Raw genomic sequence first — 23,209 nt, 5'->3', positions numbered from 1 at the left:
AGCGTGTATAACGCTATTTGCGCCTTTTTGCTAGTGCTTGCAAGCCCTTTTTTGCTAGCACTTAGTTTTGGGCGCAAATATAAAGTTTTGCTTAGTGATGAGCTAGGGAATTCTAGAATTTCTAGCGAGAATTCTAGAATTCCTAGTAAAAATCAGCCAAAAAACAGCATTTTAGCTAGATTTTTTTTGTTAAACAATCCTGCATTAAAGCCTTGTAATTTTCATTTTCATGCTTGTTCGCTTGGCGAGGTATCTACGGTAAAGCCCTTTGTAAAAGCACTACAAAAAGAAGCTAAAAGCGTGCGAATCACAGTTTGCACAGCGACAGGATACGCTAGAGCAAGAGAGTTTTGCGATGAAGTGGCGTTTTTGCCTTTTGAGTGTTTTTTGCCTTTTTGGCTAAAAGAGTGTAAGACGCTAGTGGTTTTTGAAGCAGAGCTGTGGCTAAATCTCTTTGCTTGCGCCAAAAAACAAGGCGCAAAAGTAATTTTGCTAAATGCTAGACTTAGCCAAAGTTCGTTGCCAAAATACCGCAGATTTCTAAGGTACTATAAAACGCTTTTTAGCTATTGTGATTTGGTGCTAGCCCAAAGCGAAAGCGATGCTAAAAGGCTAGAAACTCTAGGCGCAAAAAATATAAAAGTGCTAGGAAATGTAAAATCAGCCTTACTACCTCGTCCTAGCAAAAAACTTAGCTCAAATTACAAGCATATCATCGTTTTAGCTAGTTCACACGAGGGAGAAGAAAAAGGAATTCTAGAATTCCTAAGGCTAAAAAAAGGCGAGCAGCTCATCATCGCCCCACGACATCCGCAAAGATTTAGCGCAGTTTGTGAGCTGGTGCGCGACTGGGCAGAGAAAAATAATTATAGCTCCCAGTGCTTTTCAAAAAACGCTGATTTAAAGGCGCAAGTTGTGGTGATGGACTCTCTTGGTGAGCTAATAAATATCTATGCTATCGCTGATACTGTGATTTTAGCAGGCTCATTTAGCGCAGGTATCGGTGGACACAATCCCTTTGAGCCAGCGAGTTTTAATTGTGGTATAATCTCAGGTGCGTTTTTTCATAACCAAAAAGTGCTTTATAGCGCAGTAAAGGGCATCAAAATTGCTAGTGATTTTAAATCGGCAGCTCTTTTGGCGCATGAAAAGTTTAGCTCGCAAATCACGCAAAGCTGCGATTTTAATGATATTTTAGAACAAATAAAAGGATAAAAATGCTACAAGCCTATAAAATCTTAGCCAAGCAAGAAGGCATCTCAAACAATGAAGCAAAGGCTTTAATCGATGCTGGCGTAGTAAGCGCAAAGGGCGAAAAAATCGTCATCGCTAGAGCTTTGATGAGCGAGAAAACTGAGTTTAAGCTAATCCGCATTGAAAAACCAAAGATAATTTATGAAGATAATAATATAATCGCTCTAAATAAACCAGCATTCGCTGTAAGCGAAAAAATTGCAGAAAATCTAGCAAAAAGTGATAAAAATATCACGCTTTTAAACCGCCTTGATAAAGAGACAAGCGGCGTGCTACTACTAGCTAAAAATGAAGAGTTTAGAGCTAAGGCAATTGCCCAGTTTAAAGCATGTAGGGTCAAAAAGACTTATTATGCTATTTTAGTGGGAATTTTGGCTGAGGATTTAGATATTGATTTGCCGCTTTCTACCATAAAAACCAAGAGTGGGGCGTTTAGTAAAATCGATCTAAAAAACGGCAAAACAGCCATCACTCACGTCTCGCCCTTGCTATGCGAGGGCAAAAAAACCCTAGCAAAAATCGAGATTGAAACTGGTAGAACTCATCAAATAAGAGTTCACCTAGCCCACGCAGGATACGGCGTATATGGAGATAGCAAATACGCTAAAAGCACGGCAAAAAGAGTGTTTTTACACTCTTATGAGACTGAGATTTTGGGGCTTAGATTTCGCGCAGCACTTACAAAAGACTTTGGGGCGATTTTTGAGCTGCCAAGCGAACTAACACGCTAAAAAACATAAAAAGCTTAATTTCAAATAAGGCTTTTTATGTTTTATTATCGCTTGAATTCATTTAATTTTCTAAGCCAAAATTTGCTAAAATCTACCATCAAAATTCCCAAAAAGAGCAAAAATGACAAAAATAAATCGCTATAAAACTAGACAAATAAATGTAGGTGGCGTAAAAATCGGAGGCGATGCTAAAATCAGCGTCCAAAGCATGACTTTTAGCAAAACTAGAGAGATAGAAGCTACGCTAGAGCAGATTAACAGGCTGTATTTTGCTGGTGCTGATCTTGTGCGCTGCGCTGTTTTTAACAAAGAAGACATTGAAGGGCTAAGGCAGATAAAAAAGCAAAGCCCACTGCCAATTGTCGCTGATATTCACTTTAACTTCACTTACGCAGTAGAGGTGGCAAAGTTTGTAGATGCTGTGCGAATAAATCCTGGAAATATCGGCGGAAAAGACCATATAAAAGCCGTGGTGGATGCTTGTGGTGCAAGAAATCTGCCTATACGCATAGGCGTAAACTCTGGCAGTCTAGAAGCGCAGTTTGAAAAAGCTCACGGCCGCACGCCAAAGGCTATGGTTGAAAGTGCGCTATATAATATCAGCTTGCTTGAAGAGTTTGGCTTTAAAGACATCGCAATTAGCCTAAAAGCTAGCGATGTGCCTACTACGATGGCTGCATATAGGGCTCTTAGACCGCTGTGCGAGTATCCTTTTCATCTAGGTGTGACTGAGGCTGGCACTAGCTTTCATGCTAGTATAAAAAGCGCAATGGCACTTGGCGGACTACTGCTTGAGGGCATCGGCGATACGATGAGAGTGAGCATTACTGGTGAGCTAGAAGAAGAGATAAAGGTAGCAAAGGCGATTTTGCAAGACAGCGGCGTGCAGCCAAGTGGTGTAAATATCATCTCATGTCCTACTTGCGGCAGGCTTCAAAGCGATCTAGTAGCAGCGATAAAGCAGGTTGAAGCAGCCTGCGCAGGTATCACAAAGCCTCTAAATATAAGCGTTATGGGTTGCATTGTAAATGCTCTTGGCGAGGCAAAAGGGGCTGATTTAGCAATCGCCTTTGGTAAGGGAAATGGTATGATAATTAAGCAAGGAGAGGTCATCGCTAGGCTAAAAGAAGCTGAGCTTGTGCCACGCTTTTTAGCCGAGCTAAAAGCGATAAGTGGCGAGTAGGGCGAGCTTTTGAGCGCTAAATCTAGAATTCCTGATCTAGAATTCCTAGAAAATCTCTACAAATCTAGAATTCCTAAATCTAGAATTCCTAAAAAAACATAGGAATTCTAGATTTTTTTAAGTTTTTAAAGGGCAGAAAATGAACGAGACTTTATATTCACTAGATTTTGAATCATCAGTTTTGGGTGCGATTTTGTTTAATCCTTTAGTGCTTTCTGATGTGGCTGAGATTATTAACAAGGATGATTTTTACTCAAGAGATAATTCACAAATCTTTAAGGCGATGAGCGATTTGGCTAGCAAAGGCGAGCCGATCGATGATAAGTTTATCACAAAAGAGCTAGGCGCTGGCGTGGCGCAAAATGCTCTAAATGACGCTCTTTCAAGCTCTGGTGTGATCGATGTCATCAAATACGCAAGGCATCTAAAAGAACTAGCCGCCAAGCGCAGACTGCTAGCAGTGGCTCAAAGCGTGCCACAAATCATCAGCGAAAAGCCGCTAAATGACGCACTAGACGAGCTTAGCGCAAAACTATATGCAATTAGCGGTGGGGAGAAAAACACTAGCTGCAAAACAGCCCTAGAAGCAGCCACTTTAGCAGCAGCTGAGATTTTACGCAGGAAGGATGAGGGCACTGGACTGCTTGGCATCAGCACTGGTTTTGGCGAGCTAGACCGCTACACAAATGGGCTAAAAAATGGCGATTTTGTCATCATTGCCGCTCGCCCTGGTATGGGAAAGACGACTTTTGCTTTAAATATAGTAGAAAAAGTGCTTGATAATGGCATAGGCGCTGTGTTTTTCAGCCTTGAGATGCCTAGCGAACAGCTAATGTTTAGGATGTTTAGCTCGCTAACAAGCGTGGAGTTTGGCAAAATTCTAAAAGGCGTGAGTCTAAGCGATGAGGATATAGAGGGTATTCAAGACACTTGTGAAAAGATAGGAAGCTATGATTTTTACATCTATGATAGTGGCGATGTGACCGTCCACAAAGTCCGCACAGAACTACGCAAGCTAAAAGAGAAAAATCCAAATATAGGGCTTTGCGTGATTGATTATATCGGTCTTATGACAAACTCTAGCAATTTTGCCGAACGCCACCTTCAAATCGCTGAAATCTCACGCCAGCTAAAACTGCTTGCCCGTGAGCTTGAAATACCGATAATTGCGCTCTCACAGCTAAACCGCTCTTTGGAGAGCCGCGCAAACAAACGCCCGCAGCTAAGCGATCTAAGAGAATCAGGCGCAATCGAACAAGATGCTGATATGATACTTTTTGTCTACCGCAGTGACTACTATAAAGAACAAGAAGCCAAAGAACAAGAAGCCAAAGGTGCAAGCGAGGGCAAGGCAGTAGACGCTGGCTTTCGCGCACAAAGCGTAGAGGACGCTGAAATAATCATCGGCAAAAACCGCAATGGACCTACAGGGTCTATAAAAATGCGCTTTGATAAAAACTACAGCCGCTTTGTAGGCATAGAGTATGAACCAAGTAACGACGCCCAGGTCATCGAACTAAGCGATGAGAGCTAAAAATATCTACAAATAATCGCCAAAAGAATAGGGCGGTTTTTCTTTTAGCTAGGGAATTCTAGAATTCCCTATTTTCTTTTAGCTAGGAATTCTAGAATTCCCTAGCCTTTTTATTTCACATTTTTTATTTTACTTTTTTGGGGTTATGGGGTATTTTTTATCTCTTTGTTTTTAAGTCAAATATCCAAAATCATACAAATAATTCTGCGTTAAATATAACATAAAATAATACATATAATAAGAGTTAAATTTTTAGCTAAATTATACTTTTTATTTTGCGGTTAAGTCTCATCGCTCAAAAGGTAAAGTAAGTAAAAGATGAAATAATAAGCTTTCTATGATATAGTAGCAGGGGCAAAAGTGGATATTTATAAAAGTTTGAAAATTATAGTTTTCAATACAAAATATAAAATACACCTAGCATTTTACCTTTTATATGATGAATTTTACGAACTTTTGCTCATATTTTATTTAGTAACAAAATTATAATTTCTTAGCACAAAGTTAAGTTTTTGGTTTTCAAGGAATTCTAGAATTCCTTATCTAAAATTCCTTGAAATTCTAGAATTCCCAAAAAACTAAAATTCTTTAAACTAGAATTCTTATATCAAATTCCCTAGGAATTCTAGATTTTTTAGAAAAGTTACACTAGGAATTCTGGAATTCCCTAAGCTAGAATTCCTTCTAGAATTAGATATAAAAACTACTTTTGAGTGTGATTTGAAAGATTTTGTAGATAAAAGAATAAAAATCTATGATCACTTTGATATTTTTACCTTGGCAATAGTCTTTTTTAAAGAAGCTAATTATAGCCTAAACTTATGTTTTTTGAGAATTTTTGATAATAAAAAAGAATAGTAGAATTCTAGAATTCCCTTAGGAATTCTAGTGCTTTTTAAAAAGCTCTAAAAGCTTAGTAAGTAAAGCCAAAATCAGCTCTAATGCTCTCTAGCCATTTATCAGTGCGAGCTTTCCAGTCAGCATCTGCTTTTACATCTAGGACAAGTCCAACGAACTTACCGTTTATAAAAGCAAGGCTGTTTTTGTAAGCATAGCCGCCATCATCGTATGCGCCAACTAGTTTTGCGCCACGGATATGTGGCAAAAACTCCACTAGTCCATCGCAAAATGTGTCGGCGTGATTTGCGGTACCGCCAAGTCCAACAAGTGCTAATGTTTTGCCGCTAAAATCAGCTGCTTTTACTACATCAAGTTTGTTTTGGAAATCTTCTTGAAGCTCGCCTTTTTTGTGTGTGCTGGCTACGAAGATTAGCTTTTCGTGGCTAGCAATGAAGTTTTCTGTAAGCTCAGTTGCGTTGATGATATCAGCGCCAGTTTTGCTAGCGATGTAATCAGCTGCGTATTTTGCTGCGCCAGCAGTTTCGTTTCTGCCAAAGTGGCTGCCAAAAACTATACCGATTTGTGCCATTTTTTATCCTTTTTTGTGAAATATGGCTGTGATTTTAGCTAAATGAGATAAACAAAGTTTTAATTACGCAAAATTTGCGCCAGGAATTCTAGATTAGGAATTCTAGATTTGTAGATATTTTCTAGGAATTCTAGATTGGGAAATTCTAGATTAGGAATTCTAGATTAGGAATTCTAGTTTAGGAATTCTAGTTTAGGAATTCTAGAATTCCTAAACTTGCGCTCTAGCCTGCGCCGCAGTTGTTATGTCTTCTTCAAGCTCGTAAAATCTAAAAGTCGCTCCGTGCTGAATGCTGCCATCAAGGATATCACCGCCTTGGCGGTTTTTGTAGTCGATGTTTGCGACCTCAAAGCCATCTAGCGTGGCGCAAAAATCAATTAGCCTTTGTGGCGGCGTGCTCATCTTGGTAAAAAGAAAGCACCAACCCTGCCCGCCATGCCGCCCCACTCTGCCACGCAGCTGATGAAGGCTAGCAAGACCAAGTCGCTCAGCACCGACTACTACAATGGTGCTAAGGCGTGGCAGAGAAATCCCTACCTCAATAATCGTGGTTGAGAGTAAAATATTTCCGTTTTGGGCAAAATTAGCTACAATATTTTCTTTTTCCTTATCCTTGCCGTGCGTGGCATAAACGCCCTTAAAACGAGAAAACCAAAAGCTTTTGGCTTCTTCAAGGCTGGTGTAGTTGCTGCGCTCATTTGATGCGACTAGCGGATAGACGATGATGGTTTGTTTGCCCTGCTCTATTTGCGTGCGGATATGCTCTAAGAGTGCGTTAAAATCAGTGTTTTTGATGATTTTTGTCAAAATCTGCTTTTCAAAAGGCATTTGCTTTAAAAACGAGTAGCTAACAAAACGCGAGTTAATAAGCGCAAGAGTCCGTGGGATAGGCGTGGCGCTAAATTGTAAAAAATGCGCGCGAGCGTTTGCACTGTAATTTTGCGACAAAATCTGCTCGCCCTCTTGCTTATCGTTTTGCTCATCGTTTTGCTTAGGAATTCTAGAATTCCTAGCAAGGCCTCCTTTTTCATCCTCGCCTTGAGAGCTTAGAAGCTCAATTTTATGGCGTTGGGCAGAGCCAAAGCGGTGTTGTTCGTCTATCATGATAACAGCGCATTTTGGCAGTTTTTGATACAATAGCACATGTGTGCCGATGATAAGCGTGGCGTTAGAAAAATCTACTTTTTTATCCCCACTTTGGACTAGCAAAATAGAAAAATCACTTGGTAGCAGCCTTTTTGCCTCGCTGTAGAGTTGCTGCGCTAAAATGCTAGTTGGAGCCATGATAATACTCTTTTTTGGCGCAGCAAGTAGCGCAGTAGCAAACATCACAAGGCTTTTGCCGCTGCCTACATCTCCCATTATCACACGACGCTTGGCTTGGTCGCTTTTTAGATCATTTTTGATATCATCTATAGCTTTTAGCTGGTCGCCAGTTGGCACAAAAGGTAGGCTTTTTAGCCACTCTCTGATGTCATTTGGGCTGATTTTTTGCGCTGAGAAAATTGTCTTTTTAGAACTTAGTTTGCGGATATGATTGTAGATTTCAGTAAATTTTAAGATATTTAAAACTTCTTTATTATTTGGCAAATTATCAAGTAATTCTTTTGCGTTTTTATCATTTGCGTTTAGGGCTAAAAGTGTGTTTATTTCATTATCATTGAGCCCACAAAGTGCTAGATTTTTAGCATTTAAATACTTTGCTTTTAGCTCTAGAATTCTCTCATCTTTTAAGCCAAGCTTAAAATAAGCTTTAATTCCACTTAGCTCTTTTAGAATTTTTGGGTTTTGAAGGCTAAGAAAACCGCCGTATTCGCCAAGCTTGCCATGTAAAATCAGCTCTTTTCCACTTTTAAACGCAGCGTAGTGCCACCTACTAGCATTAAAAATAGCGATTTTTATATAAGCATTCCAAAGTGGAGCAAAAGCTGTGATTTGCAGTGTTCTAGCTGCTGTGTGCTGGCTTTGTATATTTACAGCTACATTGCACATTTGCCCTACTCTAGGCTCGTCAGTACAGCTAAAATCCTCAAAACCAACAGGCAAAAGCAAGGCTAAATCAAGCAAGCTAGATACGCCCACAAGGCGTAAATCACTGCTATCAGCTGCCTCAAAGCTAGCCATGAATCACCGCAAAAGAAAGCGAGCAAATCTCAGTATGAGCTAAGATAAAGGCGTTTAGCTCTTTTAGCGAGAGTGCTTTTATGCTCTCTAAATCCCTATCTATATGACCTAGCTCGTAGTCCATGTAATGCTCATACTGAGCTATACTAAGACGCTTAAATAGCGTCTCTTTTGCTAGAGCCTCACTGCCTAGCAAGAAGTTTTTTGTGCTCTCTAGCTCAGCTTCTTTAATTCCTTGGCTAGTAAAATCAAAAAATATCTTTTTTACTAACTCTATAGCTTCATTTTTGTTTTCGTTTTTGGTCTGTAAATAGCCAAAAACTCCGCTTTTATAAAGGCTAAAAGTATTTTTGGCATAAGCACTATATGCTAGCCCTCGTTTTACACGGATTTCTTCCATAAGCCTAGAGCCAAAGCCACTTGAGCCTAGGATAAAGGTAGCCACCTTAGCTTTATAATGCTTATTGCTAGCCACATGAAAAGGCGCAGCAAAATAAATATAGGCTTGCTCGCTTGGCATTTTTAGCTCTTTATAAAGATCGCTTTGTATACAAGCATTGCCAAAGTGTTTTTGCTCGCCACGATTAGCAAAATCTAGTTTTAGCTCTTCAGTTTTTGCGTTTCCGCCAAGGACGATAAAGAGATTTTCTAAAATTAAGTTTTCTTTAAAAAAACTCACAACATCGCTTAGCTCAATCTTTGCTAAGCTTTCTTCATCGCCACGCTTAGAAAAACCAAAAGGATGATTTTCAAAAATTAGCTTATTTAGCATGAGTTTTGCTTGATGGTCTAGGTTGCTTTTGCTTGCGCTGATGTAGCCAAGAGTCTTTGTCTTTACAAGCTCAAAGCACTCAGGCTCAAACTTTGGAGCCGATAAAAGCTCATTTAACATATTTAAAGCATATGCAAAATGCTCTTTAAGACACAAAAGCGAAATGTTAAAGCTCTCAGTCCCTGTTTGGACTGAGAGTTCAATGCCTTTTATCTCAAGCTTTTTATAAAAATCAGCATCGCCTTTTGCGCCCTCTTCTAGCACTCTTGCTAGCAAATACGCAGTCCCTGGGATTTTGCATGCTATTTTACCTGCGTTTTTAAAAATAAGACGCAAACTAACAAGCCCTAAGCTCTCATCAAGCTCATAAACAAGCGGAACTTTATATCCGCAAATCTCCGTGCTAAGTAATTTCATTAGCCCTCTAGCTCAGCGTGGAATTTATCCTCATTAAAGCTCTTGCCAAGATATTTACAAATCTCTATCGCATCGCGTTTTGCGTTGCCTAGACAGCTTGTAGCACCTGGACTTGGAGTCATGTTAAAGATTGCGCCTGGACATTCGTTTATACTAGCCTCGCCAAGAAGTAGTTTTTTCTGGATTTTATCTACTACTTGAGGGCGAACACCACCAAAGCCACTAGCGTATCTTAACTCATCTGGTTGTATGCTAGGCACTATTTTGCGAACATCTTTTATAAAGGTGCTTTTGTTAATAAGTGGAATTTCAAACAAGAAATTGCGCAAGATATAGTTGCGGATATCGCTGTCTTTTAGCAGGTCAAATCCAGCTGAGATAACCTTTGAATCTAAACGCAAGGTCTTAAAAAACTCCAAAAATGTAACCACATGTCCGTGATAACGCTCAAGCTGAGGGATAACAAGTGCTGTTGGACCAAAGCGAGTACACCAACCCTCAGCCAAATCTGGATCTCCATGAAGTGCGGCAAATGGTAGTTTTGGATTTTGAACCATATAAACTTTACCATTTAGCAGTTTTTGCTTTGTCATATAAAAACTTCCAGCTACTGGAAAGCATGATTTTTCTAGACCATAGCCCATTTGATGAGCAAGGTAAAGTGAGTGCGCACCAGCATCTACTAGCACAAAATCAGCACTTATGCTAAGATTATTTTTGGTTGTTATATAGAACTTTCCGCCTACATTTGCGATTTTTGTTACTTGGCTGTTTAGATACACATCGCAGGTTTTTCCCTCTTGCGCTTTTGCGTTATTTGCAAAGCTGTTTGAAAACGCACCATAATCAACCGTAGTGTATTGACCGCCTCTTGAGCCCATACCTACTACATTTTCTGGGCGTTCTTTGCCATCTCTATCAAAGATAATCTTTGGCTCGATTTGCTTTAGCGTTTCTTTATCAAAGAATTCTAGATAAGGATAAAGAGTTTTGAACTCTTCATATCTAGCTTTGATTTTTTCACATTCTTCATCACCTACGCCTATTGCCATTTTTTGACCAGCGAACATGTGTTTTTCATTTAGACCGTGTTGAAGGCCGTATTTTGAAATCATATTTGCTTTTTTGCTTACTACTGCTGCTTTCTCGTAAGTGTAGTTTGTCTCTATATCACCGCAGTGGATGGTTTGAGAGTTTGCGGTGCATTTTGAGTTTAGGGTTGAGAGACCCTCGTATTTCTCCACTATCGCAACAGACTTGATATCTGTGTAGCGTGCGAGCACATATGCTGCTGCTGAGCCACTGATACCGCCACCTATGATGACGACTTCGTAATGATTTTCTTTCATTTTTTCCCCTTTTTTAAGTTTAATTTTTTTAAAAAATTCCATAAGAATCCAAAAATTCCTATGGAATTTTTTAAGCTTTTAATCAATTTTAAATTAAATTCATTTAACTACTTATAAATAAGCCTAGGAATTCTAGAATTCCTTGCTAGAAATTCTAGAATTCCTAGCTATTGCTTTGTTCTGCTTGTTTGCTTTGCTCTGTTGCGCCAGCAGCGAAGCTTGCTACGGTTTTATCCCACATTAGTTTGTATTTGCGTTTCATAAACTCCACTTCATCTTGGGCGATTTTTAGCTGATTATTTAGTGTTTCTACTGTTTTTCTATCCTCATCGTAAAGTTCTTGCATTGAGTAAAGTGCTTCTTTTAGAAATTTATTTTCACTTTTTAGAGCTTCAAGCGTTTCATCCTTGGCATCTAGGACTTTTTCATGTAGGTTTAGTATCGTGCCTATCGTTTTTTCTATAAAGCTCGCACCGGCTAAAATAGAGTTATTTTGTTCTGGGGCTTTTTCTACACTAGTGCTTTTTGCTCCACTTGCTATGATGCTATTTTCATCAGCTTCTATGTAGATTTTGCCATCTTCTTCTTTGCTGATTAAAGCCCCACGAGCGAGCATCTCATCTACAGTTTGGCGGTTTAGATGAACCAGCTTGCAAAACTCGCTGATTTCAAGGTAGGTTTTCACGCTTTTTCCTTTATTAGAACTTCAATTTTTTTGCTATCTTCTATTAAAGCTTCGCTTTGTTTTGCTCTATCATCTGCTAGTTTTGAGGTGATGCTTTCGTTATTTAGTGCTAAGATTTGCAAGGCTAGATAGGCTGCGTTTTTTGCCCCTGCTTTGCCGATGGCTACTGTGGCTACTGGAATTCCACCTGGCATTTGCACAGTTGAGTACAGCGCGTCTATTCCATCAATCGCACTTCCTGGCATAGGCACGCCAATAACTGGCTTTATAGTCATCGCTGCTACTGCGCCTGCTAAGTGTGCTGCCATACCAGCCATACAGATAAAGATTTGCGCTCCACGCTCACTAGCGTCTTTTACATACTCGTGTGTGCGCTCTGGACTGCGGTGGGCTGAGCTGATGATTAGCTCAAAAGGCACATCAAAGTTACTTAGAATTTTAGAGCATTCATTTGCGATTTCGTAGTCGCTTTTTGAGCCGATTATTATGCTTACAAATTTCATTTTTCATCCTTATTTTCAGTTTTTGAGCGTAAAAAGCTAAAAGGTGGAATTCCAGCAGGCAAGCAAATATCATTTACATTGCCACTATGAACGCTTTCAAAAGCCTTGCCAGTAGGGCTAATTAGCTTTTTAAACTCTACAAAAGTTTTACCTTCTTTTTGATAAACTCGCCCTATTTCATCCTCGCCTAGGCTGATTTTTTCATTTGCTGGGCTTAGTAGCTCGTAGGCTTTATTTTTAAAAACCTGCCCTTTGGCTTTAAAAGTTTTGCCATCTTCGCTAAAAGCATCCACCTGTGCTGAGCCTTCGCTAATGCTAGTTTGTAGGTTTTGTGAGTCACTTTTTTCAAAAGGTCGTGAAATCAAGTAACCATCGCTAAAACCACGATTTTTTAGTGTATTTAGCTCATCAGCGTAGATTTTAGGATCAAAACACCCTGCCACAGCATCATCAATAGCCCTGCGATACGCCCCGGCTGTGCAAGCAGCGTAATACTCGCTTTTTGTGCGGCCTTCTATTTTTAGGCTATCAACGGCGCCACTTTCTATTATTTTAGCGATGTGGGCTGAGAGATTTAGATCTTTTGAGTTAAAAATATGTGTGCCGCTCTCATCTTCTTCAAGGCGAAATAAAGTATCGTTATTTTCGCCTTTTGCGTAAAGTTCGTATTTAAAGCGGCAGTCGTTAGCACAAGCCCCACGGTTTGAGCTTCTGCCCATTTGAACAGCGCTTATCAAACAGCGACCGCTGTAAGCAAAGCACATAGAGCCGTGGATAAAAATCTCTATTTCAAGCTCCGGAATTCTCTCTTTTATATTTATCACATCTTTTAGGCTCATCTCGCGCGCTGCTACTATGCGAGTAGCACCTAGGTCGTGATAGAACTTGGCGTCCAAATAATTCATTATATTTGCTTGCGTTGAGAGATGTATATCTACATGTGGGGCTAGCTCGCGCGCTATACTCATAACCCCAGGGGTTGCTATGATAAAGCCATCAGGGTTTAGCTCTCCCATGGCTTTTATATGTCGTTTTAGAGGTTCAATTTGTCCGTTAAATGGAAAACCATTTACAGTAGCGTAGAATTTTTTGCCCATTTTGTGTGTGTATTCAATGCCCTTAGCAAAGCTATCCATGTCAAATTCTTTGCCCGATCTAGCACGCAGTGAAAAGCTGCCCACACTAGCATAAACAGCATCTGCACCGTATGCTAGAGCAATTTTAAGTTTAGTTAGGTTACCTGCTGGACTTAGTAATTCTGGTTTTCTCATTTTAAATTTTTTTCATAAATTAGATTAAAAATTTTGTGCTAAAACTTAAAAAACACTTTTTAGCTAAGTATGGTGCGCTAGATGTGCTAAAAGCTCACAAACACGAGCGCAGGCGCACTGATGGTGCGTCAAGCGAAGTGAGAAGTGAGATTTTAGCGCAGATAACGTGCCAGACAAAGCTAAAAATTATTTTTTGCCTAGTGAGTTGATTAGTGCTTCTATATCATCATCACTCATCAGATTATCTGTTCTATCACCCTCTAAGTGAACAGCACTTGGAGCTCTAGATTTATCATCTATATTGCTCTCAAATAAGCTATTCATATATTTAGAAAGAGCACGCATTACATTTATAACACGCTCTATTTTTTGGCGGTGAATATCTTGGTATTGCATCATATCCATGATATTCATTATATCATTTTGCCCATCTTGTAGCTTTGTTTCTATGCTCTCTAATGCTTCTAAGGCACTTTGGCATTTATCTTTTTGCTCGGCAAAACTTGGGATATGAGAAAACTTTGCGCTAAGTTTTTCAAATATTTCTATATTTGAGTTTAGCACATCTTTGATACCAGTAGCTTCTTCCTCACCATCCATTAGCAAGTTGTTAATAGAATCAAGCATGTCAAGTACTTGAGTGGCTTTTTCTTCGCTATCACGGGTTACATCGTCAAGCTGCTGAACCATTTTGTGATCAGCTGATGGTGGCGGTGGTGGCCATTGCTTTTGTGCATCTACTCTATAGTCTTTTGGAAAGCCATCTTCATCTAGTTCTTCACTAGCACTAAAAGCTGGCTTTTTTTGCTCAGGCGCATCCATAGTAGCACCATCAGCTTCTGGCATATCATCAGCCTCTGCTATATTATCAGCTTCTGCCATCAGTGCATCTAGTTCTTCTTGTGTCATTGTTTGCCTTCAAATTTTAAAAATCTGCGCATTTTAGCGAAATTTAGCATAAATAAAGCTTTAAAACTAAAATTTATTTTTAAAAATTCTCAAAATATTTTGCTATATCTTTAGATTTTTTGCTTAGAGCTAGCATTAGCAAAACTTTTGCCTTAGCTGGGCTTAGATGATTTGCGTTTATAAAGCCATATTTTTTGTCATTTACTTCTTTTGAAGTGATTTTTGACATAGCCACCCTAGAGCTACGAACTACTGGGATTTTAAGCTTAGAAAAAAACTTTATTGCATTTTTTGGTAGAGTTCCTGAACCCATGCCAGCAAGCACCACGCCTTTAAGGCTTTTTAGATCATAAAGACTAGGATAAAACTGCCCATCAGCATATATCACAGCTACTTTTGGCAAGGCTTTTGGCAAAGAAAAGGGCTTAAAATCTAGAATTCCTATATCAAAAGCCAAACTTTGGCAAAATGCATCCTTGCCCCAGCTTTTAAACTTTATTAGCTTTTTAGGCTCTAAAAGCTCGCCATTCATCGCTACTCTCACGCTTTTTATGTCACTTTTTAAAGCAGATTTTAAAGCGAATTCTAGATTAGCTGCTCCATCGTAGTTTTTATCATTTGGCGGATACATCGAAGCTGTTAAAATCACGCCTATTTTAATCTCTTTTAAAAGGCTTAGAAAAAAAGCACTCTCTTCAAGCGTGTCGCTACCGTGAGTGATGATGATAAAATCATACTTTTTGCTAGCTTTTATCGCCTCTTTGCCAAGACGAAGTAAATGCGCATTATCCATATCTTGTGAGCCTATGCTAAAAGGCGTAATAATATCCAAGCTAAAATCAGCAAAAACAAAATGATCTTTTTTGCTCTTTTTAGCATCAGGCTTAAACTGTTCTAAAATAGAGCCAAAAACATCTAAAAATCCAAGCCCACCAGCCTCATAGCCGTTTTCATCGCCGTTTTTATCGTCGTTTTCACAGCTGTTTTCACAGCCCTTGGCTAAAATAGTGCCGCCTGTATTTAAAATACATATTTTTTTACGCATTATTTTGCTCATTATTTTCCTTAGAATTTTCCTTAGAGTTTTGCGCTAAAAGCTCTGCTCTTTCTACATTATCGCCTAAAACTATCTCATCTTCATCATCAAACTTAGTAGTATCTAGCTCTTTTGTAGTCTTTGCGCCAAGGAATTTTAGATCATTTACTCTTTTACTAAGGTTTCCTTTTCCCTCATTTAGCACAGATTTTGCCTCGTCAAAATGCTTAGAAATACCTGCTATATCACGCCCTATAGTCTCAAATTTGTTTATAAAAGTAAAGAGCTTGTCATATATCCCGCCAGCTGCTTCAAAGATTTTTTTGGTATTTGCATCTATTTTTAGATTTTGCCAGCACATATAGACGGTGCGAAGTGCCATAAGCAAGGTTAGTGGCGTGGTTAAAAATATACCTTTTTCATAGGCATATTGATATAGTTTTTCATCGCCGCCAAGCCCTGCATAAAGCATATTTTCATTTGGGATAAACATAAATACATACTCATAAGCCTGATTATATTTTTGATAATCTTTTGAGCTAAGATTATCAATGTGCGAGCGCAGATCTTTTACCAGCTCTTTTTGAGCCGATTTTGCGCTCTCATCATCGCTTGCGTTAGCAAATTCTAGATAGTGAACTAGTGAGCATTTAGCATCAATTACTACTTTTTTACCATTGCCAAAGTCCACCACCGCATCAAGGTAGCGTCTATTCCCCTCGCTATCATCAAATAGCACTTGTTTTTGATAGTTTTGATTTAGCACTAGGCCGCTGTTTTCTAGCACCAGATCTAGCTGAGACTCACCCCAATTTCCTGCGATTTTTTTATTTCCTTTTAGTGCCGTGGCTAGCTCGTTTGCTTGCTTGCTAAGCTCACTACTCATGGCACGCAAACCATCAAAGTTTTCTCTAAAGCTCGTAGTAAGCTTTAGATTTTCGCTCATATACTTTGCTATTTCATCACGCAAAGGCTTTATTTGCCCCTCTAGTGCTTTGCTTACAAGCTCGTTTGAGCTTTTTGCGATTTTTTCATTATTTATGTTTAAAAGCTCTGCTTTTGCTGTCTCTACCGTGCTTTTAAAGTGTTTTTCTAAACGCTCGTTTAGCTCGCTAAGTTCTTTTTTGTGTCTTTCTTCTGCGCTAGCAGACACGCTTCTTTCATGCTCTAGCTCTACTTTTAAAGCGATATTTTGATGCTCAAAAAACTCTTTTTCCTTGCAAAGCCTTTTTTCCTTGCTACTAAGTGCTAAAAAACTAAGCAAAATCGCCCCAAAAGCCGAAGTAGTAACAAAAGCAATGCCTACAATTATCCAAAAAATATTATCCATAATGCTCCCTTAAAACTCAACATACTCCCTAATCTCTTCACGCTCAAGCTGTAAGCTAGGCGCTGTCTTGCTAAAAGTAATGAGATCCTCTGGCGTGTGAACCCAATCAGGCAGTTTTTTAAATCCATGTAATAAAATCTGCCCAGCCGATATAGCATCGCTATAAGCTCTGTGGTGTGTGTTTTTGATACCTAGCAGCTCTTTTAGCACATCTAGGCCGTAACGCTCACTCTCAATCGTGCGCCTAGCAAGCTCAACAGTACAAAGCCTGCGGTTAAAAAGCGGCGGCTGTCCTAAAGAAACTAGCGAAGTACTAATAAAGCCAAAATCAAAGCTTACATTATGCGCTACAAAAACCGCCTGACCCAAAAAGCGCCTAAACTCACTTAAAGCATGAGCAAGACTAGGTGCGCCAACTAGCATTGCGCTAGTTATGCCAGTTAGTTCTGTGATGACAGGTGGGACTTGCGGGGCAAAAACTAGCGTAGAAAAATGCCCTATTTTCTCGCCGCCTTTTAGCTTTATTGCGCCGATTTCTATGATTTGACCGCTGCGCACTGAGCCTGTGGTCTCGATATCAACTACACAAAACTCCTGCTCGCCTAAAAGCCGCTCTGCTGTAGCTAGTCCCACATGCCCCTCACGCTCAAAAAGCTCAAGTCCAAGCGCAAAAAAGTTTTCTATTTCACTCACATCAAAGCCATACTCGCCAAGAGCCCTGCCAGCAATCTGCACAAACGCATCACGACTAAGCGGAGCTTTTTTTAAAATATCAATGAAATTAGCGAATTTATCTACTTTTTGTTTTTTTCTTAATTTTATCAATTTTTGTTCTTTATATTTAGCAGTTTCAAATCTAGAATTCCTAAGTAAAATTCCCAAGTAAATTTTACCAAAATCCAGAATTCCTAAGCTAGGAATTCTAGATTTTTATACTTTTAGCGCTTTTATGGCTGCTGCGTAGTCGTTTGAGCCAAAGACAAAAGAGCCTGCCACAGCGATATCTACGCCTGCTATATCAAGCTCGGCTATATTTTGTCCGCTTACTCCGCCATCTACTTCTATTAGGCACTTTGCCCCACTCTCATCTATCATCGCTCGCAAGGCAGCGATTTTTGCTAGGCTGCTTTGGATGAAGCTCTGTCCGCCAAAACCAGGATTTACACTCATCAAAAGCACCATATCAATCTCGCTTAAAATGTATTCTAGCGTGTTTAGGCTAGTGTGCGGATTTAGCACCACAGCTGGGCTTACTCCTGCTTTTCTTATATGCTCAATTAGGCGCAATGGATGCGTGGCACGCTCGATATGAAAGCTAAGAAACTTTGGCTTAAAATCCAAAAAATAATCAACAAAAAAATCAACATTTTCTACCATAAGATGAATATCTAGTGGGACTTTGGCAGCTTTTTTGATAGCATTCATTACAGGTGCTCCAAAAGTAAGATTTGGCACAAAATGCCCATCCATAATATCTAAGTGCAAAAGATCCGCACCAGCCTCACAAACAGCAGCTATTTCATCATTTAACCTGCCAAAATCAGCCGAGAGCAAGCTAGGGGCTACATACATTTTCAAGCCTTTTTTGTAAAATTAAAGCCGCATTTTACTATTTGTTATCTAAATTTTGGCAAAATCACAGGAATTTTTAAATATGGAATTCTAGAATTCCTTGAATTATCAAAGGATAAATATGTCATCAAAACTTCAATCTCTGCTTTTTGCGCTTGTGCTAATAGCTAGTTTTTATTACTGGGGGGCGTATTTTGCTGCTACGATTTTAGCCCTTTCTTTTCTTATATTTTTTCACGAGCTTGGGCATTTTATCGTCGCAAAACTGCTTGGTGTAGCGGTAAATGTATTTAGCGTGGGCTTTGGCGCACCTGTCTTTGAGCGTCAGTTTGGCAGCACAAAATACCGCATAAGCGCAATCTGGCTAGGCGGATATGTCCAGCTAAAAGGCCAAGATGACGCTCGCCCTGAGCTAAAAAACTACGATAAAGATAGCTATAACACGCTTAGCCCGCTTGGGCGAATTGCTGTGCTTTTTGCTGGGCCTGCTTTTAATATAATTTTAGCATTTTTGCTCTATATCGCTGTGGGCGTGCTAGGCATAGAAAAACTAGCGCCAAATATAGGACAAATCGTGCCAAACTCGCCTGCTATTAATATTCTACAAAAAGGCGATAAAATCACTGCGATAAATGGCACCGCTATCACGCACTGGGATGAGATAAAGCCGCTTTTAAAAACCGAGCCTATGAGCGTAGAAATACTGCGTGATGGGCAAAAACTAAGCCTTAATCTAACACCAAAAATCATGGAGAGCAAAAATATTTTTGGCGAGAGCGTGCTAACCCCTATGCTAGGAATAGGCGCAAGTGGTGAGCTAGTAACCTTATATTTTAGTGGGTTTGAGCTTGTTAATTTTGCCCTTGATGAGACTATAAAGGCTAGCAAGCTTATCTATCAAAGCTTAGAAAAGCTCGTGCTTGGCGTGGTGCCGATAAATCAGCTTGGAGGCATTGTCGCTATGGCTGATATCACGACAAAAGCAGCTGCGATTAGCCTTAGCACCTTGTTTATCATTACAGCTTTAATTTCGGTAAATCTTGGGATTTTAAATCTTTTGCCTTTGCCTGTGCTTGATGGTGGGCATATTGTTTTTAATCTCTATGAGATGATTTTTAGAAGGCCTGTTGGAGAAAGGGTCTTTGTAGTGCTAAGCTATGGTAGTATGGCGCTGCTTTTTTCTCTCATGGCTTTTACTATCGCAAATGACATTTACAGACTAGCAGGTGGATATGAATAAGGCTCAGTTTGAGGCTCTTTTAGAGCAAGTAGGGAGCGCAAAGCTAGTAGCAGTTAGCAAGAGCGTAGATACTCACGATGTAAAAGGACTAGCTAGCTTTGGACAGCTGGATTTTGGCGAAAATAGAGTTCAAGAATTAGAGCGAAAAATAGAGGGCTTAGTTGGGATAAGTGCTGATTACAGCAGACTTCGCTGGCATTTTATCGGCAGGCTTCAAAGTAATAAAATAAACGCACTTTTAGCCCTGCGCCCTGCTTTATGGCAAAGCTGCGAGAGTGTGGATGCTGCACTAAGCGTAGAAAAACGCCTTAGCTACGAGCTGCCTTGCCTAATCCAAATCAACAGCGCAAATGAAAGTAGCAAACAAGGCGCAAGCTTAAATGAGGCGGTGGATATTTACCATGAGATTTGCGAGCGTTGCAAGCATTTAAAGCCTGTTGGCGTGATGAGCATAGGTGCTAATAATAGCGATGAAAGCGTGATAGCAAAGAGCTTTGAGGATACCTATAAGGTCTTTGAGAGCCTACAAAAGCACGGCGCAAAAATCTGCTCAATGGGTATGAGTGATGACTGGCGTATTGCGCTAAAATGCGGCTCAAATATGCTCCGCCTTGGCCGCATACTTTGGTAGGAATTCTAGAATTCCTAGCAAAAATCTAGAATTCTTACCAAAAATCTAGAATTCTTGCCAAAAATTTAGAATTCCTAAGGTAAAAATACCCTCTAACCCCAAAAAAGTCTAGGAATTCTAGAATTCCTAGCAAAATTATACTCTGATATAAATCTATTTTTTCCATCCAAACATATATCCGTTAATATTTTTAAAATCTAGCACACTATCATAATTTTTGTAGTAATCTGTTGTGAACACGTAAATCGCATCATCTCTTAACTTACCCATATTAAGCTCTGATTGAATCAAGATCTTATATTCTAAAATTTTTTTCTCATTTTTTCTAGCTATATAAAAATCATTTATTGAGGTAGAATTTCTATAAGCATAATAAGCTAAATTAAAAATATTCTTAGAATAATCGAACATTTCATCAATATTGCTTAAAAATGGAGAATCACAAATAACAATATTTTTGCCTTTTGGCAGTTTTGATAAAAAGTCATTTTGATATATCATATTTGACTCTTTTTTAAAACGAATAAAATAATCTTTTAAATCATAGCATTGTAAGCATAAACATGCAAAAACTAAAACCAAAACCGATTTCTTAAAATTTTTATAAATAAAATAAAAAATAATAATAAGCAAAGAATAATCAAGCAACCAAATAAATCTGCCACTAGCCCTAAAAGTAGAAAAAAATTGCTCCAAACTAGGATTGAGTACGATAGAGAGCAGTTTTGTTTCATTGAAATAAATATTATTACTAAGGGCATAAAAAAAGGATAATAGTAAGATAAAAATGATAATTAAATAATCTATTTTTATTTTTATGTTTTTTATATTTTTAAATAATAACAACAAACAAATACCACTAAGGACAAGTATTCCAAGCCCAAGATATCCATACCCTTCATATTGTCCAGGCATTATACTAAGATTAAAAATATACGAGATAAGTCCATTTGGAATATTTGGTGCAAAAATACTAATAGGGGCTGAATAAAAAAGAGTATTTAAATTTGCACTATAATACCCAAAGCCACCAGCTGATTTGCTACCACCAAAACTAAAAGCTCCTAAAATCCACATGATAAATAATACACTTAATATAGGCAAAATCAAATCAAGTAAAAAAGATAATTTTTTATCTTTTAAAAAATTAGATATAACACAACCTAAAAGCAAAAATCCTAACATAGGCACAAAATATGCATGCACACATATTGAAATCCCAAAAAGAACACACCAAGAAACTCTAAATTGCCACCTAGTAAGTTCGTTTTTTATCACGCATATATAAAGACCAGCAAGTAGTATCCAATGAGAACTTAGAGCATGATGGCCAAACATTCTCATGTGCATAACAGGTGCTAAAATAAAAAATAAAGAACAAAGTAAAGAATAATAAATATTTTTTGTTAATTTAAATATTATAAGTGATGAAAAAAAACTACTTAAAAAAAGACAGACTATGCCCCATAAGCCAAAATATTGAAAAGTATCTGGTAACAAAAAAGAAATAGATTTAAAAAATACAGCTAAAATAGGAATGCTATCAGTATAAATCACAGAAAATTGATAAGGATAAGCCAAATTATCAATCAAGCCAATAGGAAAATGCCAAGGACTTTGTCTATAAAAAAGCCAGCCCATGTAATGCTGAATAATATCATGATATCCGTCTTTAAATATCCATGCATCATAAGTGGGATTAAGTATATCGTAGCCATAAATAAGACCAAAAATAGTTAAACTTAAAAATAAGCTAAAAAGCAAAAAAATATTTATTTCTCTCATAAAAAACCTTTATTTAAAAATAAAAAACTTAGAAAAAAAATAATTTGCCACCACGACAAATACACTCACTATAAACTTCGCCCAAAAGCCCTCTATATCAAAAAGTCTAGCATCAAGCCCTAGATAAATAAGCCCACTAGGCACAAATATCTCAAAAACTCCACTTAGCCCCCTAGCTAAAACAAAAAGATAAAACTCTTTAAAAAAACTATTATAGCTATGAAAATAAAAGACGAAATGCTTATTTGTAAAAAAAGCAAAAAGCACCGCTAAAAACCAAGCAATAGCGTTAGCTACTAACACTCCGGTGATATCAAAATAAACCAAAAAGCTATAAACTATAAAATTTACAGCCGTAGTAGCCCCACCAACTATTAGATACAAAAAGCTCTGAGATTTAATAAATTTCATCTATTATAAAAGGCGGTCTGTGTTTGCTTTCCATATATATCCGCCCCACATATTCACCTAGAATTCCTACGCCTATAAGCTGAAGCCCGCCTAAAAACAATATAATAACCACAAGTGAAGCATAGCCAGGCAAATCTATACCCATAATCAAAGTGCGTAATATCAAAAAACTAGCATAAATAAAAGCTAAAAATGAAACGATAAAACCTATATAAGTCCAAATACGCAAAGGCAATGTCCCAAAGCCAGTAATACCTTGCAAAGCAAAATTCCACAGCTTCCAGCCATTAAACTTAGAACTACCAGCAATCCTTTGAGGTCTTTTGTATTCGATCGTAATGCTTCTAAAACCAACCCAAGCAAAAATGCCTTTCATAAAACGCTGATTTTCGGGCAGTGAGTTTATAGCATTTAGCACCTTACGAGTAAAAAGGCGAAAATCGCCTACATTATCAGGGAGTTTTACATCAGATATTTTATTATTAAGTTTATAAAATAGACTTGAACTAAATCTTTTAGCAAAACTATCTTCTTGCCTATCATTTCGCTTAGCTAAAACCACATCATAGCCTTGCCTCCAAAGCTCTACAAACTTAGCTATAAGCTCAGGTGGGTCTTGTAAATCAGCATCCATAGGCACTATCGCCTCACCGCTAGCCACGCTAAATCCAGCACTCATAGCAGCCTCTTTACCAAAATTTCTTGATAAATTTACTATTTTTATATCTAGATTAGATTTATTACTATAAATTTCTTTTTGGGCTTTTAATAGCTCTAAAGTATTATCTTTGCTACCATCATTTATAAAAACCAGCTCGCAGTTAAGCCCAAGATTATTTAAGATACCATTATTTCCTACCATAGCAGAAAAAAATTTTTCTACAACCTCGCTTTCATTGTAGCAAGGCACGATAATACTAAGTTCTATATTCACTCTCATCCTTTTACAAAAAGCGCATTATAGTGAATTTTGCGTAAAACTTCTACTTATTTTTGTAGCGCAAAAAGCTTATAAAGCTATTTTTAAAGCTGCCATCAAAGTA

Annotated in this window: 22 protein-coding genes; 7 read left to right on the top strand and 15 right to left on the bottom strand. The window is 38.3% G+C overall.

What is annotated here, in order from left to right:
• The first annotated feature begins 3 nt into the window (after nucleotides 1-3).
• The 4 genes from waaA to dnaB all read left to right on the top strand — a co-directional run bounded on the left by waaA (nucleotide 4) and on the right by dnaB (nucleotide 4,702).
• Nucleotides 4-1,215, top strand: a complete 1,212-nt coding sequence (waaA, locus tag PTQ34_RS01065) for a lipid IV(A) 3-deoxy-D-manno-octulosonic acid transferase (RefSeq protein ID WP_273931625.1) — start codon at nucleotides 4-6, stop codon at nucleotides 1,213-1,215.
• Nucleotides 1,216-1,217: 2 nt separating this feature from the next.
• Entirely contained in the window at nucleotides 1,218-1,985 is a 768-nt protein-coding gene (locus PTQ34_RS01060) for a pseudouridine synthase family protein (RefSeq protein ID WP_273931624.1), read from the top strand.
• A 121-nt stretch (nucleotides 1,986-2,106) separates the two neighbouring features.
• A complete protein-coding gene (gene ispG / locus PTQ34_RS01055; RefSeq protein ID WP_273931623.1) occupies nucleotides 2,107-3,168 on the top strand; it encodes a flavodoxin-dependent (E)-4-hydroxy-3-methylbut-2-enyl-diphosphate synthase in 1,062 nt (353 codons plus the stop codon).
• 139 nt (nucleotides 3,169-3,307) lie between these two features.
• Nucleotides 3,308-4,702 carry a replicative DNA helicase gene (gene dnaB / locus PTQ34_RS01050; protein WP_273931622.1) on the top strand — a complete coding sequence of 465 codons (1,395 nt, stop codon included), beginning with the start codon at nucleotides 3,308-3,310 and terminating at the stop codon, nucleotides 4,700-4,702.
• Between the two features lie 913 nt (nucleotides 4,703-5,615).
• Here the strand turns inward: dnaB and PTQ34_RS01045 are convergent.
• The 7 genes from PTQ34_RS01045 to PTQ34_RS01015 form a co-directional block, all read right to left on the bottom strand.
• A complete protein-coding gene (locus PTQ34_RS01045) occupies nucleotides 5,616-6,131 on the bottom strand; it encodes a flavodoxin domain-containing protein (RefSeq protein ID WP_273930860.1) in 516 nt (171 codons plus the stop codon).
• 210 nt (nucleotides 6,132-6,341) lie between these two features.
• On the bottom strand, nucleotides 6,342-8,255 hold the full coding sequence (locus tag PTQ34_RS01040) for a DEAD/DEAH box helicase (RefSeq protein WP_273931621.1): 1,914 nt from the start codon (nucleotides 8,253-8,255) through the stop codon (nucleotides 6,342-6,344).
• Nucleotides 8,248-9,444, bottom strand: a complete 1,197-nt coding sequence (locus PTQ34_RS01035; protein ID WP_273931620.1) for a M16 family metallopeptidase — start codon at nucleotides 9,442-9,444, stop codon at nucleotides 8,248-8,250. Before PTQ34_RS01035 ends, PTQ34_RS01040 begins: the two co-directional genes overlap by 8 nt.
• On the bottom strand, nucleotides 9,444-10,793 hold the full coding sequence (locus PTQ34_RS01030) for an FAD-dependent oxidoreductase (RefSeq protein WP_273931619.1): 1,350 nt from the start codon (nucleotides 10,791-10,793) through the stop codon (nucleotides 9,444-9,446). Before PTQ34_RS01030 ends, PTQ34_RS01035 begins: the two co-directional genes overlap by 1 nt.
• Before the next feature lie 163 nt (nucleotides 10,794-10,956).
• Nucleotides 10,957-11,478 (bottom strand): DUF3972 domain-containing protein, encoded by a 522-nt coding sequence (locus PTQ34_RS01025; RefSeq protein ID WP_273930856.1) that lies wholly within the window; start codon nucleotides 11,476-11,478, stop codon nucleotides 10,957-10,959.
• Entirely contained in the window at nucleotides 11,475-11,981 is a 507-nt protein-coding gene (purE, locus tag PTQ34_RS01020) for a 5-(carboxyamino)imidazole ribonucleotide mutase (protein WP_273931618.1), read from the bottom strand. Before purE ends, PTQ34_RS01025 begins: the two co-directional genes overlap by 4 nt.
• Nucleotides 11,978-13,252 (bottom strand): peptidase U32 family protein, encoded by a 1,275-nt coding sequence (locus PTQ34_RS01015; protein ID WP_273931617.1) that lies wholly within the window; start codon nucleotides 13,250-13,252, stop codon nucleotides 11,978-11,980. The genes purE and PTQ34_RS01015 overlap by 4 nt, the downstream gene beginning before the upstream one ends.
• A gap of 35 nt (nucleotides 13,253-13,287) precedes the next feature.
• Between PTQ34_RS01015 and PTQ34_RS01010 the strand changes: the two genes are divergently transcribed.
• Nucleotides 13,288-13,461: a hypothetical protein gene (locus PTQ34_RS01010; RefSeq protein WP_273931615.1), complete on the top strand. Its 174-nt coding sequence runs from the start codon at nucleotides 13,288-13,290 to the stop codon at nucleotides 13,459-13,461.
• On the opposite strand, the gene PTQ34_RS01005 is transcribed toward PTQ34_RS01010, so the two are convergent.
• The 5 genes from PTQ34_RS01005 to rpe all read right to left on the bottom strand — a co-directional run bounded on the left by PTQ34_RS01005 (nucleotide 13,439) and on the right by rpe (nucleotide 18,099).
• Nucleotides 13,439-14,161, bottom strand: coding sequence for a protein phosphatase CheZ (locus tag PTQ34_RS01005; protein ID WP_273931614.1), 723 nt, complete (start codon nucleotides 14,159-14,161; stop codon nucleotides 13,439-13,441). The two genes, PTQ34_RS01010 and PTQ34_RS01005, sit on opposite strands and share 23 nt — an antisense overlap.
• Before the next feature lie 79 nt (nucleotides 14,162-14,240).
• The gene (locus PTQ34_RS01000) at nucleotides 14,241-15,218 is read right to left on the bottom strand and encodes an asparaginase (RefSeq protein ID WP_273931613.1); all 978 of its coding nucleotides are present in this window, start codon (nucleotides 15,216-15,218) and stop codon (nucleotides 14,241-14,243) included.
• Entirely contained in the window at nucleotides 15,199-16,527 is a 1,329-nt protein-coding gene (locus tag PTQ34_RS00995; RefSeq protein WP_273931611.1) for a DNA recombination protein RmuC, read from the bottom strand. Before PTQ34_RS00995 ends, PTQ34_RS01000 begins: the two co-directional genes overlap by 20 nt.
• 9 nt (nucleotides 16,528-16,536) lie before the next feature.
• Entirely contained in the window at nucleotides 16,537-17,352 is an 816-nt protein-coding gene (locus PTQ34_RS00990) for a 3'-5' exonuclease (protein WP_273931610.1), read from the bottom strand.
• A 105-nt stretch (nucleotides 17,353-17,457) separates the two neighbouring features.
• Nucleotides 17,458-18,099, bottom strand: coding sequence for a ribulose-phosphate 3-epimerase (gene rpe, locus PTQ34_RS00985; protein ID WP_273931609.1), 642 nt, complete (start codon nucleotides 18,097-18,099; stop codon nucleotides 17,458-17,460).
• 121 nt (nucleotides 18,100-18,220) lie between these two features.
• Here rpe and PTQ34_RS00980 point away from each other — a divergent pair, with 121 nt between their 5' ends.
• Together PTQ34_RS00980 and PTQ34_RS00975 are read left to right on the top strand one after the other, a co-directional pair.
• Complete coding sequence (locus PTQ34_RS00980; protein WP_273931608.1) at nucleotides 18,221-19,339, top strand: M50 family metallopeptidase; 1,119 nt, start codon at nucleotides 18,221-18,223, stop codon at nucleotides 19,337-19,339.
• Nucleotides 19,332-19,970, top strand: coding sequence for a YggS family pyridoxal phosphate-dependent enzyme (locus tag PTQ34_RS00975; RefSeq protein WP_273931607.1), 639 nt, complete (start codon nucleotides 19,332-19,334; stop codon nucleotides 19,968-19,970). Before PTQ34_RS00980 ends, PTQ34_RS00975 begins: the two co-directional genes overlap by 8 nt.
• A gap of 153 nt (nucleotides 19,971-20,123) precedes the next feature.
• On the opposite strand, the gene PTQ34_RS00970 is transcribed toward PTQ34_RS00975, so the two are convergent.
• Genes PTQ34_RS00970 through PTQ34_RS00960 form a run of 3 tightly spaced genes read right to left on the bottom strand, consistent with a single transcriptional unit; the run spans nucleotide 20,124 to nucleotide 23,100 of the window.
• Nucleotides 20,124-21,755 (bottom strand): DUF6311 domain-containing protein, encoded by a 1,632-nt coding sequence (locus tag PTQ34_RS00970; RefSeq protein WP_273931606.1) that lies wholly within the window; start codon nucleotides 21,753-21,755, stop codon nucleotides 20,124-20,126.
• Between the two features lie 9 nt (nucleotides 21,756-21,764).
• On the bottom strand, nucleotides 21,765-22,166 hold the full coding sequence (locus tag PTQ34_RS00965) for a GtrA family protein (RefSeq protein ID WP_273931605.1): 402 nt from the start codon (nucleotides 22,164-22,166) through the stop codon (nucleotides 21,765-21,767).
• Nucleotides 22,153-23,100, bottom strand: a complete 948-nt coding sequence (locus PTQ34_RS00960; protein ID WP_273931604.1) for a glycosyltransferase family 2 protein — start codon at nucleotides 23,098-23,100, stop codon at nucleotides 22,153-22,155. Before PTQ34_RS00960 ends, PTQ34_RS00965 begins: the two co-directional genes overlap by 14 nt.
• Nucleotides 23,101-23,209: the final 109 nt, after the last annotated feature.

Source organism: Campylobacter magnus, assembly GCF_028649595.1.
GTDB classification, from domain to species: domain Bacteria; phylum Campylobacterota; class Campylobacteria; order Campylobacterales; family Campylobacteraceae; genus Campylobacter; species Campylobacter magnus.
The sequence above is the reverse complement of the archived record's forward strand: the minus strand, read 5'-3'. Positions and strand labels throughout refer to the sequence as shown.